This window comes from Streptomyces sp. ADI96-02 (genome assembly GCF_003846185.1).
Taxonomy (GTDB): Bacteria; Actinomycetota; Actinomycetes; order Streptomycetales; family Streptomycetaceae; genus Streptomyces.
The window spans coordinates 6,188,148-6,191,201 of the sequence record NZ_ML123034.1 but is presented as its reverse complement, the minus strand read 5'-3'; the positions used below and the strand labels follow the sequence as shown (position 1 = coordinate 6,191,201).

Here is a 3,054-nt window from a genome sequence, read left to right as displayed (position 1 = left end):
GCCCCCGACGCCCCCGACGCCCCCGACGAGCATGATCCCGTGTTCAGTTTGGGCGATCTCCTCGACCCCTCCCCCGGCAACCTCTGGCTGCCCGACAACTTCGGTCAGGAGTACGGCAGCTTCGCCCGCGCGGACGCGATCCGCCGCGTGCTCGCCCTGCGCCCGCTGACCGAGGAGATCGTCCGCGCGATCAACCCCGAGCGGAGCCTCGCCGACGTCGCCGCGGACGTGGCAGCCACCGGGCACCGCGCCGCGCATTCGCCCGTGCCGCTGGACCGCGGGATCGGCGAGAGCGAACCGCTGGTGGCTGCGGAGCGACACGACAACACCTCCCTCAGCCGGTTCTTCTTCGAGCCGGACGGGGCGGGCTTCCACCGGATCCTGCTGCACCACTCCGGCAAAGCCGTCCACACCTGCGGGACCGAGACCGGAGCGGCAGTCGTCCAGCGAGAGCCGGACGGCAGCGCGGCACAGCTGTTCCTACTGGAGGAGTACCGCGACGGCGACTGGCACGCCATACCGGAGCTGGTCACCCCAACTCCTGAGCCGGACACGGAGCTGTACGACACTCAGGAGCTCGCCGCGGAAGCCTTCCGGATCCGCGCCAAGGACTCCGGCCTCGTGCTGGGTCTCCCGGATCAGCCGGGCGAACCGGTACGGCTGGAGGAGCCGCGCGACGACCCGAAGCAGGCGATGACCGCCTCGATGACGTACGGCTACGGGGTGTGGGGGCAGCTCCCGATCGGCGTGCGTCCTCCCGCCGTACCGTACGGACCGGCCCTCGTCGCAGAGTGATGGGGTGCCCGGCCGGGCACCCCATCACTCTGCGGGTGCCCCGGCCGGGCCCGCTGGATCCCGTTCAGACAAGGGGCGGTCGCTGCGCGCGTGCCACGCGAACCTTGCCACGGCCACCTTCTCCGACCGCTCGGAAACCTGCCCGCTCTGACCAGGATGCCGGCCGTCCGGGGATCACCGCGATTGAGGTCGTTCCGATGCGATGCCGGCGGGCGGCCCGGCCGCCGTCCTCGCGTACGTCACCCGCATCCTGCCCTCGAACGCGCCCCTTCCTGGCTCGTGGGCCGCCGCCTTGCTACTTCGCCTGGATCGGCTGGGCGAAGTCCCAGACATAGCCGAAGGGGTCGCGCATCCTGACCTTGAGGTCGCCCCAGAACTGCTCCGCGACGGGCACCAGAGTCTCGCCGCCCGCGAGCTTCACCCGGGATTCGACGGCGCGCACGTCATCGACGTAGACGTAGAAGGCGAAATTCGAGTCGTCGCCCGGCTTCGGTTGCTTGAGGCTCGGGTCGAACTCGGGGCTGTTGAGGGTGAAGTTGGTGCCGCGGTAGCGCATGCGCGCGAAAATCAGCTTCCCCTTGTCGTCGGGCACTTCGGCGATGGCGACGAACGAGAGCGCACTGCTGTAGAACTCGACTGCGGCGGCCACGTCGTCGCAGGAGAGGCCCGTGGTCATCCACGTCAGCCCCGGCCAGGGGTGCACCCGCGGCTCGACGTTGTCGAACCAGTTCAATTCCCGCACGATGATCACGCCTTTCTTGATTCGCCAGCACTCCGGTCCCGACAGTCGCAATTGAACAACCGCCGAGATCCTGGAGACACGAACCTAACCCGAGAATTCGGACGCGACAACGCAGACCATTTGCCTAGGTCCGAAGGAGGAAACCGCACGGGACTTCTTCCGTACTCGCACGCCCGCAAGGCAGGCTCGTCGCTCAGCGGAAGGGGTGGAAGCGGTTGGCCGAGGGGGCAGCGTGAGCGCCTGACCGAGGTGGGTGCGGAAGACGCGAGCCCGGCGGGCGGCGGGCTGGGCGTTCGAGCGAGAGGTCGCCACGCTCGCCCAGTACGCCGAACGGGAAGGCGCAGTCACCGCCCCCCGACCGAGGACACGTCGAGCAGTTGGTCGAGCGCGGCGTGGAGTGGGCGGGAGCGCCATGAGCAGGGCATCGGTCACGCCGCCTGGCGGCGGTGGTGAGCGGGCGCGTGTCCGCACGGGCGGTCGCCAAGCATGCCCGGAGGCGCGGGTGGGCGGAGGCGGAGCGGAAGTGTTCGCCGCGGTACTGGGCGGTCCGGAGGGACGGCGGATCGAAGGTTTGATCGATGTGGAGGAGGCCCGGTCCGGCCGGAAGCTCCGCGGACGGGTTCCAGGAGTTCCAGGACCGGTGCGACCACGCTACGCGTGGGGGCGACGTGACGGTGCTCGCCCGGATCCGCCCGGGAAGCACGGCCGGTGGGGGCGGATCTGCGTCCTCACCGTCCGCCATAAGGACGTGCTTCCGCACTGGGGCACCTCACCGCACCGGGCGGGCCGGTGGCCTGGATCGGCTCCGCACCGGGCGATCGAGGCGGGCCACGATGGCGTCGATGTCGGGCGAGGCCGATCTTGGGCTTTCTCGTGCCTCTCGGGCAGACACACCCTGAAAGCATGCCCGAGTCGGCAGGAGTCACGTGTTTGACACGCCTGCCCGTTAGGGAAGGCAAGAGCCGCATCCCAGTTTCTATGCCTTCCAGATGGTATAGTTTTGATGGGACGTGAGCGGTCGGCCTTCACATCTCTACGGCGGGCGGCAATCCGTCCAGGACCGCCGTACCGTTCGCGGCCCCGAGGGCGCCTGCCCCGCCCCTGCGGTTACTTGTTGTCGGCGGGTTGGCTTCGGCAGGTTCCGGTCGGCCGAACACGAGGTTCGGCACGGCGAGCTTGCCGTGGGTTGGAAATCTTTCATTGGGAGGCGATCGTGCAAATTCATCCGGAGACCGCGATGCAGGCGAGAACACTGCTCCTGTCCGCGGCCGAAACCGGTGATCAGGAAGCTCTCTCCGCAGCCGAGGCCATTGACTCTCGAATGGTGGACGGGGCGGCGTGGCGCGCGGACGCGGACGCGTCGTTGCTGCGTGGGTTCTTCGGCCGCACGCTGGCGGAGGCAGAGGCCGGCTCGTTCGAGTCGGCGGTGGCGACAGCGCATCAGGAGGACGTGCGCGGACTCGTCGAATGGGTCGCCTACCTGGGGCAGCAGCCCGAGAAGTCGTCGGTCGTCGAGG

General features: G+C 69.1%; 3 protein-coding genes. 2 read left to right on the top strand and 1 reads right to left on the bottom strand.

Going from position 1 to position 3,054, the window contains the following annotated elements:
- Positions 1 to 795, top strand: a 795-nt coding sequence (locus tag EES43_RS27085) for an RICIN domain-containing protein (RefSeq protein WP_206430132.1), incomplete at its 5' end; no start/stop codon positions are given.
- Between the two features lie 295 nt (positions 796 to 1,090).
- Here EES43_RS27085 and EES43_RS27080 read toward each other — a convergent pair.
- Positions 1,091 to 1,537 (bottom strand): VOC family protein, encoded by a 447-nt coding sequence (locus EES43_RS27080; RefSeq protein WP_124271181.1) that lies wholly within the window; start codon positions 1,535 to 1,537, stop codon positions 1,091 to 1,093.
- Between the two features lie 1,186 nt (positions 1,538 to 2,723).
- Between EES43_RS27080 and EES43_RS30860 the strand changes: the two genes are divergently transcribed.
- Positions 2,724 to 3,054: hypothetical protein (locus tag EES43_RS30860; protein ID WP_164493289.1), on the top strand; the 331-nt coding region annotated here is incomplete at its 3' end.